The organism is Caproiciproducens sp., assembly GCF_053840905.1.
The window spans coordinates 168,245-182,690 of sequence record NZ_JBNLXQ010000005.1; the positions used below are offsets into that span (position 1 = coordinate 168,245).

At 55.4% G+C, this 14,446-nt stretch carries 12 protein-coding genes, 1 tRNA gene and 1 pseudogene; 13 read left to right on the plus strand and 1 reads right to left on the minus strand.

Features of this window, described 5'->3' with window-relative positions:
• Nucleotides 1-13: 13 nt before the first annotated feature.
• From ACQGQ5_RS06870 to ACQGQ5_RS06925, 12 genes are all read left to right on the plus strand, one after another.
• Nucleotides 14-553: a DJ-1 family glyoxalase III gene (locus tag ACQGQ5_RS06870; RefSeq protein ID WP_455735813.1), complete on the plus strand. Its 540-nt coding sequence runs from the start codon at nucleotides 14-16 to the stop codon at nucleotides 551-553.
• Nucleotides 544-1,140, plus strand: coding sequence for a 5-formyltetrahydrofolate cyclo-ligase (locus tag ACQGQ5_RS06875; RefSeq protein ID WP_455735814.1), 597 nt, complete (start codon nucleotides 544-546; stop codon nucleotides 1,138-1,140). Before ACQGQ5_RS06870 ends, ACQGQ5_RS06875 begins: the two co-directional genes overlap by 10 nt.
• A 38-nt stretch (nucleotides 1,141-1,178) precedes the next feature.
• Nucleotides 1,179-2,495, plus strand: a complete 1,317-nt coding sequence (mltG, locus tag ACQGQ5_RS06880) for an endolytic transglycosylase MltG (protein WP_455735815.1) — start codon at nucleotides 1,179-1,181, stop codon at nucleotides 2,493-2,495.
• A gap of 20 nt (nucleotides 2,496-2,515) precedes the next feature.
• A complete protein-coding gene (locus tag ACQGQ5_RS06885) occupies nucleotides 2,516-3,739 on the plus strand; it encodes a peptidase U32 family protein (RefSeq protein WP_455735816.1) in 1,224 nt (407 codons plus the stop codon).
• A gap of 91 nt (nucleotides 3,740-3,830) precedes the next feature.
• Nucleotides 3,831-5,432: a peptidoglycan D,D-transpeptidase FtsI family protein gene (locus ACQGQ5_RS06890; RefSeq protein WP_455735817.1), complete on the plus strand. Its 1,602-nt coding sequence runs from the start codon at nucleotides 3,831-3,833 to the stop codon at nucleotides 5,430-5,432.
• 370 nt (nucleotides 5,433-5,802) lie between these two features.
• A complete protein-coding gene (gene alaS / locus ACQGQ5_RS06895) occupies nucleotides 5,803-8,433 on the plus strand; it encodes an alanine--tRNA ligase (RefSeq protein WP_455735818.1) in 2,631 nt (876 codons plus the stop codon).
• Between the two features lie 46 nt (nucleotides 8,434-8,479).
• Nucleotides 8,480-8,818 carry a histidine triad nucleotide-binding protein gene (locus ACQGQ5_RS06900; RefSeq protein WP_141825005.1) on the plus strand — a complete coding sequence of 113 codons (339 nt, stop codon included), beginning with the start codon at nucleotides 8,480-8,482 and terminating at the stop codon, nucleotides 8,816-8,818.
• Nucleotides 8,819-8,857: 39 nt separating this feature from the next.
• Entirely contained in the window at nucleotides 8,858-9,397 is a 540-nt protein-coding gene (locus ACQGQ5_RS06905; protein ID WP_455735819.1) for a phosphoribosyltransferase family protein, read from the plus strand.
• A gap of 30 nt (nucleotides 9,398-9,427) precedes the next feature.
• The gene (locus ACQGQ5_RS06910) at nucleotides 9,428-11,647 is read left to right on the plus strand and encodes a ComEC/Rec2 family competence protein (RefSeq protein ID WP_455735820.1); all 2,220 of its coding nucleotides are present in this window, start codon (nucleotides 9,428-9,430) and stop codon (nucleotides 11,645-11,647) included.
• A gap of 1 nt (nucleotide 11,648) precedes the next feature.
• Entirely contained in the window at nucleotides 11,649-12,698 is a 1,050-nt protein-coding gene (gene holA / locus ACQGQ5_RS06915) for a DNA polymerase III subunit delta (protein WP_455735821.1), read from the plus strand.
• On the plus strand, nucleotides 12,695-13,291 hold the full coding sequence (locus ACQGQ5_RS06920; RefSeq protein ID WP_141825008.1) for a toprim domain-containing protein: 597 nt from the start codon (nucleotides 12,695-12,697) through the stop codon (nucleotides 13,289-13,291). The genes holA and ACQGQ5_RS06920 overlap by 4 nt, the downstream gene beginning before the upstream one ends.
• 52 nt (nucleotides 13,292-13,343) lie before the next feature.
• Nucleotides 13,344-13,428: transfer RNA gene (locus tag ACQGQ5_RS06925), tRNA-Leu, on the plus strand.
• A gap of 109 nt (nucleotides 13,429-13,537) precedes the next feature.
• On the opposite strand, the pseudogene ACQGQ5_RS06930 reads toward ACQGQ5_RS06925, so the two are convergent.
• Nucleotides 13,538-13,708 (minus strand): annotated as a pseudogene (locus tag ACQGQ5_RS06930) (SF0329 family protein); the annotation flags it as partial.
• 259 nt (nucleotides 13,709-13,967) lie between these two features.
• Between ACQGQ5_RS06930 and ACQGQ5_RS06935 the strand changes: the two are divergent.
• Nucleotides 13,968-14,444, plus strand: coding sequence for an RNA polymerase sigma factor (locus ACQGQ5_RS06935; protein WP_455735822.1), 477 nt, complete (start codon nucleotides 13,968-13,970; stop codon nucleotides 14,442-14,444).
• Nucleotides 14,445-14,446: the final 2 nt, after the last annotated feature.

The window sequence follows — 14,446 nt, forward strand, 5'->3', positions numbered from 1 at the left end:
TGGAGGTGTGAACATGATTTATCTTTTTCTGGCAGACGGATTTGAGGAAATCGAAGCGCTGGCGACCGTCGATATTTTAAGGCGCGCCGGCTGCGACGTGGTTACGGTCGGCGTCGGCGGCAAAAAAATCACCGGGGCGCATCGGATTGAAGTGACCGCCGACATAGAGGAAAAGGAAGCGGTGACGGACGGGCTGGATATGGTGGTGCTGCCGGGCGGAATGCCGGGAACGCTCAATCTTGAAAAATCCCCGATTGTGAAAGCCGTCGTCCGTTACTGCGCGGAAAACGACCGATATCTCTGCGCGATCTGCGCGGCCCCCTCCATTTTAGGCCATATGAATCTGCTGAAAGAACATACGGCGACCTGTTTCCCGGGCTATGAGCAGGAACTGCGCGCAAAAGCCGTGTCCACCGAACCGGTCTGCGTCAGCGGAAAGATCATCACGGCGAGGGGCGCGGGCGTCGCCGCCGAATTCGCGCTTCAAATTGTGGAGGTGCTGTTTGGCGCTGAAAAATCAAAGATGCTTAGGAAGTCGATGCAATGTATGTAAGAAATATCCGGGAAATCAAGATGAATCTGCGCGCGCGCTACCGCCAGTTCCGCGAAAAGCTGGGGGAGGACCGGAAAATCAGCCTGGACTCCACAATCCAGAGCAGGCTGCTCGCGCTTCGGGAATACGCGGCGGCGGACACGGTCTTCACGTATGTCAGCAAGCCGATCGAGGTGGACACGGTTGCCCTGATCAAGGCCGCGCTGGCCAATCACAAGCTGGTCGCCGCGCCGCGGTGCGTTCCGGACACCTACGATATGGAATTCTTTTATATCACCTCTCTTGACGATCTGGAAAAAGGCAGCTTCGGCGTGCTGGAACCGATCGTGTCGAAGTGCCGCAGGGTGACCGATTTTTCCCGGGGTTTCTGCATTGTGCCGGGACTCAGCTTTGACGCTCAGGGGTACCGCCTCGGCTACGGCAAGGGGTATTACGACCGTTTTCTGGCGGAGTTCGGCGGGACCGCCGTCGGGATCTGCTATTCCGGCTGTGTCCAGTGGAATCTGCCGCACGGCTACTACGACAAGCCGGTCGACATTCTGATTACAGAGAAATACATCAGGAGAATGGCAAATCAGAAAAAATGAAATGCCCATCCGGATGTTCAAAACAGGAGGACGTATCGATGAACGACGAAAGGGATCTTAACGAGTACCACCAGAAAAAGGTGGAAAGCTTTAAGCTGAATATTCCCGATGAGGATTTGGGCGATACGCCGGGTACGAACCTTTCTTCCGATCTGCGCGGTACGGACGACGACGGTGCGTCCAACAGCGTCATCAGCAGCTACAGCGACCCGCGCGAGGCACAGAGGGCAAGGTCCATGCGGGACGAAGCGGAAATCAAGGCGGAAAGGGCGCACCAGCTCCGCAACAAGGAAAAGGGCAGAAAAAACAAGGGCTTTTTCCGGTTCATCTGGATCATTATGGTTTTGTTTGCTTCCATCCTTTTTTCACAGTTTCTGATTACGGGGATCAACGACATGCTTGCGGTCGGCAAGGAAAAGGTGAGCGTGACGGTCGAAATACCGAAGAACGCTTCCGGCAGACAGGTCGCGGAAGTCCTGAACAGCGCCGGTATCATCCGCGATACGGGTTTTTTTCAGGTTTATTCCAAGCTGACGAAGGCGGACGGCCATTACAGCAACGGCAGCTATAAGATCGATACCAATATGGACTATGAGGCCATTATCAATAGCCTTCAGTCCAATATAAACCGTGTGGACACCGTTAAAATCACCTTCAAAGAGGGCGCCAACATTCTTGAAATTGCGGACCTGATGGAAAAAAACGGAGTCTGCTCCTCCAAGGATGTGCTTTCCGCTGCAAATTCCGACGCCTTCGATAAAAGCTATGAAATGCTTCAGGCAATCACAAACGGGCCGGATCGCTACTACAGGCTTGAGGGCTATCTTTTCCCGGACACCTATGAATTTTATAAGGACGAGGACCCCAAACAGGCGGTCGAAAAGCTGATTAGCAACTGCAGCAAGAAGCTGACCAAGCAGATCCGCAACAAGGCGGCGGCGGAGAATATGACGATTGACCAGCTGATGACGCTGGCTTCCATGATCCAGGCGGAAGCGGCGGACAAAGACGATATGTACAAAATTTCCTCCGTTTTCCACAACCGCCTGAACAGCGGCGGAGAAGGCGACCTGCTTCGCCTGCGTTCGGACCCGACCACCTATTATCCGTACCGTACCAAGGCGGCCGTACCGTCCGATCTGCGCGAAACCTATAAGAGCAAATACGATACTTATACCATCAAGGGCCTGCCCGCGGGGCCGATCTGCAACCCGGGCGCGGACGCGATCGACGCGGCCCTGAATCCCGCAAGCACTAAATATTATTACTTCTGCCACGATAAGGACGGAAAAGCGTATTATGCGGCGACCAACGCGCAGCATGAGGCGAATCTGAAAAAGGCGGGACTGAAATAGAAGGCTTTGGAGGACAGAAATTGACGGATACGAATCAGCGCGTTGAGCTGCTTTCCCCCGTGGGGGACTGGGAACGGCTCGGCGCGGCAATCAGCTTTGGCGCCGACGCGGTTTATCTGGCCGGACAGGAGTTCGGTATGCGCGCGGCGCCGTCCAATTTTACAAACGAAGAACTGGTCCGGGCGGTGCGATACGCGCACGGCAAAAACAGGAAGGTCTATCTGACCTGCAACACCGTGCCGCACAACGACGAGCTTTCGCGTCTGCCGGAATTTCTGCGGTTTGCGCAGGAAGCCGGGGTGGACGCGCTGATCATCGCGGATTTCGGGGTGATGGCGATGGCGAAGAAATACGCGCCGAAGTTGGATATCCACATGTCCACACAAGCCGGCGTCGCGAACTACGTCAGCGCCCGCGAGCTGTACGACCAGGGCGCTTCCCGCGTTGTGCTGGCGCGTGAGCTGAGCCTTGGGGAAATTGCGGAAATCCGAGCCAAAACGCCCCGGGAGCTTGAACTGGAGGCTTTTGTGCACGGCGCTATGTGCGTTTCGTTTTCCGGCCGCTGCCTGTTGTCCAGCTATCTGACGGGGCGCGACGCGAACCGCGGCGACTGCGCGCAGCCGTGCCGCTGGGAATACGCGCTGATGGAAGCCAAGCGCCCGGGCCAGTACATGCCGGTTTCTGAGGACGGCCACGGCTCCTACATCCTGAATTCAAAAGATTTATGCATGATCGAGCATATTCCGGAAATTCTGAAAACCGGCGTGACAAGCCTGAAAATAGAGGGCAGGGCAAAGTCTGCGTACTATGTTTCGGTGACGACCAACGCCTACCGGAACGCCATTGACGAATCCTATGCGGACCCGGAAAAAAAGGTCTCCCCATGGATCGTGGAGGAGCTGAACAAGATCAGCCACCGCGAGTACAGCACCGGCTTTTACTTCGGGACCGAACCGGGGCAGGTGTACGGAAACGGCGGCTATGTGCGGGAATACGATGTGATTGCCGTCTGCGAAAGCTATGAAAACGGCGTGGCGGCGCTTTCCCAGCGCAACCGCTTTTTCAAAGGCGACACCGCCGACGTGCTGGAGGCGGGAAACCGTCCGTACCTTCTTTCGCTGAACGAATTATACGATCAGGACTGGAACCCGATTGATTCGGCGCCCCACGCCACGATGACCGTATTTCTGAAAACCGACCGGCCCATGAAAAAGGGCGCGATCCTGCGCAAGGCGAGAACCTGACCGATCGTATCGATTCCATGCATTGGCAGGGAAAATCATGATTAAAGCTCCTCCATATTGGGAATCCTAACCAGTATGGGGGAGTGTTTTTATGGAAAAAAGAACGGCCGCTTTTTTCGGTGTGTTTATGCTTTGTCTGTTTCTCTGTGTTTTAAGCCTGTACACGGTGTCGGACGGCGCCCAGCTTGCCGCGACCGCTAACAACCAGAGCAGTTACAAGCTGGTTGTGGCAAAAACAAGAGGGACCGTTTACGACTGCAATAAAGTCTCTTTGACGGGCGCGGATACGGAGTACGCCGCCGCCGTCGCGCCGAGCGTGGAGGGCGCGGCCGCGCTCAGCAAGGTGCTGACGGAAAAGGAGTTGGAGAGTGTTTATCCGTCCCTGACCGCGGGCAAACCGTTTGCCCTGAAGCTGCCGAAAAGCATTGCCGCAAACGGGGTCGACGTATTCCCCGTTGAGAAAAGGTATGCCGACAAACAGACCGCCGTTCACACCATAGGCTATCTGGACGGCTCCGGCGCGGGCGCCGCCGGGATAGAAAAGGCGTTCAACAAGCAGCTGACGCAGAATCAGGGACAGATTTCCGTCACCTATAAGGTGGACGCCGTCAACCGCGTGCTGGCGGGAGAGGACAAAAAAATCAGCGATTCCTCGTATCTGCACAACAGCGGGGTCGTGCTGACAATCGATAAGAATATTCAGGAGATCGCCGAAGAAGCCGCGGGGAAATATCTGACCAAGGGCGCGGTGATCGTTACGGAGGTGCCGTCGTGCAAAATCCGCGCGATGGTCAGCCTGCCCGACTTTTCCCCGAACAACATCTCGGCGGCGCTGAAAGCGGAGGGCTCCCCGCTCGTCAACCGCTGCCTTTCCGCGTATAACGTGGGTTCCGTATTCAAGCTCGTTTCCGCGTCCGCGGCTCTGGAATACGGTATTTCGCCGGACACGCAGTACACCTGTACCGGCTCGATCGACGTGGACGGAGGCATTTTCCATTGCTTTAACGGGGAGAGCCATGGCGCCGAAAATATGAAATCGGCGATCGCGCAGTCCTGCAACACCTATTTTATCAATCTCATGAAGCAGGTGCCCCAAGCCCAGTTTTTGCTGATGGCACAGAGCATGGGCTTTGGCCGTTCCTTTGAGATCGCGCCGGGCGTCTCGTCGGCTTCGGGCAATCTTCCCACCTTAAAAAGCCTCAATATCCCCAGGGCTCTGGCGAACTTTTCGTTCGGGCAGGGGGATCTGACCGCCACGCCCCTGCAGATTGCGGCGATGGTGAACGCGATCGCAAGCGAAGGGGAGTATACCCAGCCCTACCTGTATGAGGGCCTTGTGGATGAAAATCTGAAATACACGGCGAAAGCGCTCGCGCAGGAAAGCACTCAGGTGATTTCACAGAACACGGTGGACCTGCTCCGGGATTTTATGAAGGAGTCCATTGAGACGGGAACCAGCAAAAAGGGCAAACCGGCCAAGGGCGGGGCGGGCGCGAAAACCGCGACCGCGCAGACGGGACGGTATGTGAACGGGGTGGAGGCGGTGGAATCCTGGTTTTCCGGGTTCTATCCGTATGAAAACCCGAAGTACGTGATCACGGTGTTTGCGGAGGACGGCACCGGCGGCGGCGCGACCTGCGGACCGGTTTTCAAGCAGGTTGCCGACGCGCTGGCCGATAAAATCGGTCAATAACCGACAATTAGATTGACAAGCCGCGGGATTCAGTTTATAATCAGGATGAAATAAAGTGAATCGTGCCGGGAACCCCGGCACAGTAATAAAGGCGATGAAGGGTACGAAGGTGCCGGGCACTGCAAAAGAGAGGAAATTCACGGCTGAAAGATTTCCGCGGCTGCCGTCACCGAAGCCAACCCGCAGCCCCGCGGTGAAGAACCGCGGCGTTTTCCCCGCGTTAAGGGGGTTCAAGCGGCGCTCAGGCGCAATTTGGGTGGTACCACGGATTTCTCCGTCCCATTGTGGATGGTGAAGTCTATTTTTTTGCGGCGCGCCGCAATTTCAAAGTCAATTATTTTTGCCTGACAGGCGGAATGGAGTTATTGTAATGGAATGGACAGGGTTAAATGAACTGCGTGAAAAGTATCTGTCGTTTTTTGAATCGAAGGGGCATCTGCGCCTGCAGAGCTTTTCGTTGATTCCCAAGGACGACAACAGCCTTTTGCTGATTAATTCCGGCATGGCGCCGATGAAAAAATATTTTACCGGAGAGGTGACTCCCCCGCGCAAAAGAGTGACGACCTGCCAGAAATGCATCCGCACGCCGGACATTGAGCGCGTCGGCATCACCGCCCGGCACGGCACCTATTTTGAGATGCTGGGCAATTTTTCTTTCGGCGATTATTTTAAGCACGAGGCCACCGCGTGGGCGTGGGAATTCTGCACCAAAGTGCTGCAAATGCCGGTAGATAAGCTCTGGGTCACCATTTATACCGATGACGACGAAGCGTTTGAAATCTGGACGAAAGAAGTCGGCGTCGACCCGTCGCACATTGTCCGCCTGGGAAAAGAGGACAATTTCTGGGAGCACGGCTCCGGCCCCTGCGGCCCCTGCTCCGAAATCTATTTTGACCGTGGCGAACAGTACGGCTGCGGCTCGCCGACCTGCGGCGTAGGCTGCGACTGCGACCGCTACGTCGAATTCTGGAACGTGGTGTTCTCCCAGTTCAACAGCGACGGCAAGGGCAACTACCCGCCGATGGAGCATCCCAACATCGATACCGGCATGGGGCTGGAGCGCCTTGCCTGCATCATGCAGGGCGTGGACAACCTGTTCCTTGTCGATACCGTCCAGAACATCATGAAGCACATCTGCCGCATTTCCGGCGTCAAATACGGCGACGACCCGAAAAAGGATATTTCCCTGAGGGTCATCACCGACCATATCCGCAGCACCACCTTTATGATCGGCGACGGCGTCATGCCGTCCAACGAGGGCCGCGGCTACGTCCTGCGCCGTCTGCTGCGCCGTGCCGCGCGCCACGGGCGCCTGCTCGGGATCGGCCGCACGTTCCTTGCGGAGGTTGCGCAGACGGTCATCGACGAGAATAAAAACGCATATCCCGAACTGGATGAAAAACGCGCCATGATCACAAAGCTCATCGGCGTGGAGGAAGAAAGCTTTGCAAAAACGATCGATCAGGGGCTTCAGCTTCTGAGCGGCTATATCGACAACAGCGGCAACAAGGTATTTTCCGGCGCGGACGCATTCCGCCTCAACGATACCTACGGCTTCCCGATCGACCTGACCAAGGAGATTCTGGCGGAGCGCGGCATGACCGTTGACGAAGAAGAGTTTCAGCGCCTGATGCGGGAGCAGCGCGAACGCGCGCGGGCCGCGAGAAAGAACGCCGGGGCGGACGCCTGGGAAGGCGAAAGCGACCTGCTGGAAAATGTTCCGGAAACCGGGTTCCTCGGCTATGGTCAGATGGAGACCGCGGCCAAGGTCCTTGCGATTATCCGCGGCGGCGAACGCGTACAATCCGCAACCGCGGGGGACGAAATCACCCTGGTGCTCGACCGGACCGCTTTCTATGCGGAAAGCGGCGGCCAGGTCGGCGATACCGGCTCGATCGAGTCGGCCGACGCGATGCTGGAGGTCAGAAACACCACGAAGAACCACGCGAAAAATTATCTGCATCACGCCGTTGTGACGGCCGGGCAGATCAGCGTCGACGAAGAGGTCAAAGCTTCCGTGGACCGGGAAAGACGCCTCGCAATTATGCGCAACCACACGTCCGCGCATCTGCTTCAGGCCGCGCTGCGCAAAGTGCTGGGCGACCACGTGGAGCAGGCCGGGCAGCTTGTCAATGAAAAGCACGTCCGCTTCGACTTTACGCATTTTTCCGCTCTGACGAAGGAAGAGCTGGGAAAGGTCGAGCAGCTTGTCAATCAGGTGATTCTGAGCGGAACAAACGTGGAGTGCCGTGAAATGCCGATCGAAGAGGCGAAGAAGCTGGGCGCGATGGCCCTGTTCGGCGAAAAATACGGCGATATCGTCCGCGTTGTCACCGTCGGCGATTTCAGCCGTGAATTCTGCGGCGGTACCCATATCGACAACACCGCGAAAATCGGCTTGTTTAAAATCCTGTCGGAAAGCTCCGTCGCCGCCGGCGTGCGCCGGATCGAGGGTGTGACCGGCACGGGCGTGCTCGATTTGCTGAACCGTACCATCGGCGAGATGGACGAGGCGGCCGCCGCGCTGAAGCTGAACAATTCCTCCGAGCTGGTGCAGAAAGCGGCCCAGCTTTCCGCGGAGCTGAAGGAAAAGGACAGGACCATAGAGGCGCTCAACTCCAAGCTGGCGGGAATTCAGATCGACAGCCTGATTGCCGGCGCGAAGCAGGTGGGCGGCGTTCAGGTCATCACCGCCGTATTCCCCGGAACGGAGCCGGACGCGCTGCGCGCCCTCTGCGACAAAGCGCGCGACCATGCCCCGGACATGGTTGCCGTGTTTGCCGGGACCCGGGACGGAAAGGCCAACATCGCCGCGTGTGTTGCTAAGGAAGCGCTGGCGAAGGGTGTCAACGCCGGTCAGATCGTGCGCGCGGTCGCACAGCTTGCGGGCGGCAACGGCGGCGGCAGGGCGGACAGCGCCATGGCCGGCGCGAAGGATTTGTCAAAGCTGGACGGCGCTCTGGCGGAAGTTGAGAAAATTGTTGCCAATATGCTCAAATGATACTATAATAATAGCGTTGCATTGTTAGAACAAAGGAGGTCTCGGCGTGGACTGCGTGTTTTGCAAAATAGCGAACGGCGAAATTCCCAGTAAAAAGGCGTATGAGGATGACCGTGTGCTGGCGTTTTACGATCTGGATCCCCAGGCGCCTGTGCACATTCTGATTATTCCAAAAGAACATATTCAGTCTGTGGAAGATATCACGGAGAAAAACAGCGCGATCGTCGCCCATATTTTTGAAGTGGCGGCGAAGCTCGCAAAGGAAAACAATCTGGAAAAAGGGTTTCGTGTTGTCAGCAATGTGGGAAAGGACGGCGGCCAGAGTGTGCCGCACCTGCATTTCCATCTGCTTGGGGGCCGTTCCATGAAGTGGCCTCCGGGCTGATAAACAGCGTTTTATTTCAATCGGAAAGGTCGAATAATAATGGGTGAATATTACAAGATGACAATCGCGGGCTGCGAGCGCGAATTGCCGATTTGTCCGATCAGCGATACGCTTGACATCGCGGGCTTTGTGATGCTCGGCGACGTGGAGATCACGGAGAAAACGGCGTCCGCGCTTCTCGAGAAATGCCCGGAGCATGACGTCGTCGTCACGGCGGAAACGAAGGGAATCCCGCTCTGCTATGAAATGGCCCGCCAGGGCTGCCGCCGTTACATTGTCGCGCGCAAAAGCGTAAAAGCGTATATGCGCAACCCCATTCACGTAGAGGTGAAATCCATCACCACGGATCATGTGCAGAAGCTTTATCTTGCGGAAGACGATTATAAGGGACTGAACGGCAAGCGCGTCCTGATTGTGGACGACGTGATCAGCACGGGAGAATCCCTTGCGGCAATGGAGGATCTTGTCAGGCAGTTCGGCGGCAAGATTGTCGGCCGCGCCTGTGTGCTCGCCGAGGGCGACGCCAAGGACAGGGACGATATTATTTATCTGGAGCCTCTGCCGTTGTTTTTTAAATAATCCGGACATTTTCATTTCGGGGGAGTTATGATGAAGCGGCCGCTTGTGCTGGTGGGTTTTTGTTATCTGCTGACACTGGCGGCCGCTGTTTATTTTGGCCCGGAGCTATCGCTGCTTCTTGCCTGTGCCGCCCTTGCGGGGTTCCTGATTACCGCGCTGGCGCCGAAAACGCGTGCTGTCGGCGTGTTTCCCGCCGCTTTGCTTACGGTGTCGCTGGCATTCGGTGGTTTTTACGCGTATCGTCAGTCCCAGGTGGAACCGGCGGAGCTGCTTGCCGGTCGGGATGCCGTGATCGACGGCACTGTCTGTGAGCTTCCTTATCAGGCGTACAACCGGTTTTATTATATTGTGGAAGTCAACGACATCTCTCTGAAAGATGCTCCCAGGCCGCTGAAAATACGGATTTCGTCACAGGGCGCTCTGAACGTGGAACCGTATTCCCATGTGAAAGGGAAGGTACATCTGTTCCTGCCTTCGGGCGGAGAGGGCTATTCCTCGCGCTCCTACTACGCTTCCAAGGGAATCACCCTGTTTTCCTACCTTTATGAATATGAAAACGTGCGGGTGAGCCCCCCTACGCGAAAGCCGCCGTACTATTACGCGCTGAAGCTTCGGTCCGCATTGCTGAAATCCATCCGCTCCATGCTGCCTTCCAACGAGGCCAAGCTGGTCAACGGGGTCCTTTTCGGCGATCAGACCAGCCTTTCCCCGCAGGTGACCTCCGACTTCCGGGCCATCGGCGTTTCCCATATTTTATCTGTTTCCGGGCTGCACATGACGACGATGGCGGAACTGATCCTGATGCTGCTCCTGTTTTTCAGGGTGCCGAAGAGGCCCGCGGCGGCTCTGGCCGGTGTCGGCGTCGTCTGCTTTATGGCAGTTACCTGCTTTGTCCCATCCGTTACGCGCAGTGGGGTGATGTGCCTGATCTACCTTTCGGGTATGCTTTTGTCCCGTCACCCGGATTCGCTGAATTCCCTGAGCATTTCCGTCCTGCTGATCGGCTGGTCGAACCCGTACGCCGCCGCGGATGTGGGCTTGCTGCTCTCGTTTTCCGCAACACTGGGGCTGATTTTATTTTCCGGACAGACGGCTGGCTATTTGAACCGGAAATATGATAAAATAAAGAAGATCGGCCCCCTTGTGCGCGGGGTCAACGGAATTCTGGGGACTACCGTATGGGCGGTGCTCTTTACGCTGCCGATCGTCATCCTTTCTTTTCAAAGTGTTTCGCTTGCCGCGCCGATTGCCAATCTTCTGGAGCTGGTCCCTTCTACGCTGATGATGAATTTTGCGGCTATTGCCGCCGTAATCAATCTGATTGCTCCGCAGTCCTTCCTTGCCATGCCGTTTGCGCTGGTTTCGGGGCTGCTGGCGAAATATATGCTTGCCTGCGCGCACTGGCTCGCGCAAACTCCGTTCGCCTCTGTTTCGGCGTCTTACGGCTTTGTGACGGTCTGGCTCTCCGGTACGGTTCTTTTGATTGCCGCGACCGTCCTGATGATGAAAAGCCGGAAGCTGTTCCGGGTCACCGCGCTGCTTTCGCTGACGTTGCTTCTGACCGGTATTTTTTCCTATCAGCTTTCCATGCGCAACGTGACGCGCCTTGCCGTTCTGGACGGCGCCGGGTCCGTCGTTCTTACGCGCAACGGCCGCGCGGCGGTGATCGGCTGCGGGGACTTTCGCTCCGAAACCGTCGGCAGTTATCTGCGCAGCCAGGGGGTAACGAAGCTGGATGTCCTTCAGCCGCTGACCCTGACGGCGGAGGAAGCAAAAAACGCGGCGGAGCTGATGACTGCGTTTACGCCGGACAAGCTTGTGATCCCGAAGGACGGGATGGTCGATACGTATATCCGTAAGGCGGTTACGCAAGCGGGCAGCGTGGCTCCATACGATCTTTTTGCCGACACGAAATTGTGGGAGAATACGGAGGTGCAGGTGCGGTTTGACGGCACCGCTGCCGCGGCAAGGATTACGGCCGGCGGCGTGTCGGTTCTGGTCTGCCCCGCCGGGGCAAAGCTTGACGGCCTGCCGGAGGAATGGCTTACTTCCTATTTTGCGGCGGCGGATTCCGTTCCGAAAAACGCAGACCTGCTTCATCCCCTGTTTACCATCCTTTCTGCGGATGGGGAAACGATGAGGCAGGACGTTTCACAGATAAAAAAGCTGAACCCGATCGTGACAGGCGGCGCCGGAAATATTGTGCTGCAGATAAAGGATGACGGGACTTTACAATTAAGGAGGGAGTAATATGCCCGAAATTACCGAGGCGGAACTGAAAAAACAAATTGAAAAAGCGGATTTTGCAAACCTCTATTTTCTGCACGGAGAAGAAAAGTATCTGGTCGGATTCTATGCGAAAAAGCTGATCGCCAAAGCCGCGGGAACCGCGTTTTTAGATTTTAATTTTCAGCGCTTTGACGATTCCGCCACGATTGATCAGATCGCGGCGGCGGTGGAAGCGCTCCCTTTCATGGCGGAGCGCAAATGTGTGGCGGTCTCCGACCTGGATGTGGAAGGCCTGCGCGCGCAGGAAGCGGCCAAGCTGGACGAGCTTCTGAAAAGCGTTCCGGACACAACCGTGCTGGTGCTTTATCTGCCTTCCATGGAAATCGATTATAAAAAAGATAAAAAATGGAAAAAGCTGATGGATACGGTCAATCAGGCGGGCGTGACGGTTCACCTGAAAAAACGCTCCGGACCGGACCTTGAAAAAGCCCTGTGCGCAGCGGCGGCAAAACGGGGCTGTGAGCTCTCGAGGCAGAACGCCGGGCGTATTGTCGGTTACTGCGGAAACGACCTGCAGACGCTGTTCAACGAGCTGGAAAAGCTATGCGCTTTTGTAAAGGAAGGCGCGATCACCGCGCAGACGATTGACGCGCTGGTGGTGAAGAATCTGGAAACCCGGGTATACGATCTGTCCAAGGCGGTTATCGCGGGCCAGTACGACAAAGCCTACGGGATTCTGGACCTCCTGTTTTATCAGAATGAGGAGCCCGTTTCCGTTCTGGCGGTGCTTTCCTCCGCGTATATCGACATGTACCGCGTCAGGGCTTCCATTCAGAGCGGATTCACCGCGTCGGAGCCCGCAAAGCACTTTGACTATGCCCGCAAGGAATTCAGGCTCGCCAACGCGGAGCGGGACGCGAAGAAACTGACCACGCCCATGCTGCGCCAGAGTCTTCAGGCGCTTCTGGGGGCGGATACCGCGCTGAAAAGCGCGCGCGGCGACCGGCGCATCATTATGGAAAAGCTGATCGCGCAGCTTTTACTCATAGCGGAAAGGGAGAAAACGGCTTGATTAAAATAAAGGAAGCGGTCATAGTAGAGGGGAAATACGATAAGATCAAGCTTTCCTCGATCATTGACGGTTTAATTATAGAGACGCGGGGATTCCGGATTTTCCGCGATAAAGAACAAATGGAAATGATTCGCCGGCTGGCGGACAACCGCGGAATTTTGGTTTTGACGGACAGCGATTCCGCCGGATTTCTCATCCGGAACTACCTTTCCGGCGCGGTCAGCCCGGATAAAATCAAGCATGCCTATATTCCCGATATTTTCGGGAAAGAGGGCCGCAAGGATAAACCCTCCAAGGAAGGAAAGCTCGGGGTGGAAGGGGTGCCTGTGCAGGCAATCGTTGACGCCCTGCGGCGCGCGGGTGTCACCTGCAGCGAGGACGAAGCTCCCGCGGGACGGAAGATTGCCAAAACGGACCTTTATCTTGCCGGCCTGTCCGGTGGGGAAAACAGCGCGCAGAAAAGAAGGACATTTTTAAAAGAGCTGGCATTGCCGGAGCATCTGGCGGTAAATTCGATGGTTGGCGTTCTGAACAGCATTATGACTTACGACGAATTTTGCAGTTTAATTGACAAACTTTTTAAAAATTCGTAATTTGGGGTTGACAATGGGATGAATAGAATGATATAATAACTCTCGCTGAGTCGCGCGAGTGCTGGAACTGGCAGACAGGCACGTTTGAGGGGCGTGTGTTGTATGACGTATGGGTTCAAGTCCCATCTCGCGCACCAATAAAAACCCGGAAAGCCGCATGAATGTTGGTTTTCCGGGTCTCTTTTTTTGTATAAAAGCTTCAATGGGCTTCTCGACCTGCGAGTAACATCCCGGCTTCGGGTGCCTGTAATAGTCTTGCTTTAGCGTGCACATATTATAGACTTCGACTCCGTCAACGGCAATATAAGTTCTGCCGATACCATCATGCATACGGTAGTTCGAACTGAAAAACTTTACTCTATCTTTCAGCGAATCACAAGTGGAATTTTCCAATTTCTTTTTGGTTTGACTCCACATTTCAGGAACTCCTTATATTTAGATTAATTTTCCGGAAGACCAAACAGCTATGGCCAAGAAGTCGGACCACCAGCCTCACAGACAAAGAGAAAGCTTCATCGGACAAACCGGTGGGCTTTTTTAAATTTACAGGGTAGGCCCTTCTGACCGTTTATTGCAGCATAAAGAGGTAAAAAAAGTTTCGGTATCGAGAACTTTTTGCATTGCTGGTGCGTCTTTATTAACGAGACCGAACAGATGGGAAAGCGGGAGAAAAACGATGCGCAAACAAATACCGGACGATTTAAAGGAATGTATCGAAAAGAACAAAGAAAGCATGTATCGCTTGGCTTACAGTTATACGAAGAGCAGGGAAGCGGCGCTGGACGTCATTCAGGAAACGGTGGTGCACGCTTTGGAAAAGGCGCATACGTTGCGGGATCCCTGTAAAATGAAGAACTGGGTTTTCCGCATACTGGTAAATGAGAGTGTCAGCTGGTATCGGAAGAACAGGCGTACGGTATCGCTTTCTGAGCAGGACGAAGTACCATTACAGGACAGAACGGCGGAAGTCACCGAGGCGCTGGATGTTTACAGGGCCGTACAGGCGTTGAATCCAGAACTGAAAGCCGTCATAATCCTTCGGTATTATGAAGATATGCGGTTGGAAGACATCGCGAAAATTACGCATACGCCATTGAATACGGTGAAATCCCGGCTGCGGCGTGGCTTGGACCAGATTAGAAAATACCTATAAGG

Coding starts and splice junctions, on each gene's coding strand:
- ACQGQ5_RS06870 (WP_455735813.1), top strand. CDS start 14: ATGATTTATCTTTTTCTGGCAGACGGATTTGAGGAAATCGAAGCGCTG.
- ACQGQ5_RS06875 (WP_455735814.1), top strand. CDS start 544: ATGTATGTAAGAAATATCCGGGAAATCAAGATGAATCTGCGCGCGCGC.
- mltG (WP_455735815.1), top strand. CDS start 1,179: ATGAACGACGAAAGGGATCTTAACGAGTACCACCAGAAAAAGGTGGAA.
- ACQGQ5_RS06890 (WP_455735817.1), top strand. CDS start 3,831: ATGGAAAAAAGAACGGCCGCTTTTTTCGGTGTGTTTATGCTTTGTCTG.
- alaS (WP_455735818.1), top strand. CDS start 5,803: ATGGAATGGACAGGGTTAAATGAACTGCGTGAAAAGTATCTGTCGTTT.
- ACQGQ5_RS06905 (WP_455735819.1), top strand. CDS start 8,858: ATGGGTGAATATTACAAGATGACAATCGCGGGCTGCGAGCGCGAATTG.
- ACQGQ5_RS06910 (WP_455735820.1), top strand. CDS start 9,428: ATGAAGCGGCCGCTTGTGCTGGTGGGTTTTTGTTATCTGCTGACACTG.
- holA (WP_455735821.1), top strand. CDS start 11,649: ATGCCCGAAATTACCGAGGCGGAACTGAAAAAACAAATTGAAAAAGCG.
- ACQGQ5_RS06935 (WP_455735822.1), top strand. CDS start 13,968: ATGCGCAAACAAATACCGGACGATTTAAAGGAATGTATCGAAAAGAAC.